Raw genomic sequence first — 335 nt, forward strand, 5'->3', positions numbered from 1 at the left:
TTGCAGGGTCCGGCGATCACTGTGGATACGGCGTGCTCGTCGTCGCTGGTGGCCGCGCATCTAGCGTGTCAGTCACTGCGCAACGGCGAAAGCAGTTTGGCATTGGCCGGCGGGGTCACCGTCATGACCACACCCGGACCATTCACCGAGTTCGCCCGGCAACGCGGCCTGGCCGCCGATGGGCGGTGCAAAGCGTTCGCCGCGGCCGCTGATGGCACCGGGTGGGGCGAAGGCGCCGGCGTCGTGGTCCTCGAGCGGCTCAGCGATGCCCGCCGCCACAATCACCCGGTGTTAGCGGTCATCGCCGGCTCAGCGGTCAACCAAGACGGCGCCTC

General features: G+C 69.0%; 1 protein-coding gene. It reads left to right on the plus strand.

Annotated features, from left to right (window positions below; genetic code table 11):
- A partial coding sequence (locus F0Q45_RS27030; protein ID WP_149656701.1) for a beta-ketoacyl synthase N-terminal-like domain-containing protein occupies nt 1–335 on the plus strand: 335 nt, incomplete at both ends.

This window comes from Mycobacterium simiae (genome assembly GCF_008370645.1).
Taxonomy (GTDB): Bacteria; Actinomycetota; Actinomycetes; order Mycobacteriales; family Mycobacteriaceae; genus Mycobacterium; species Mycobacterium simiae_A.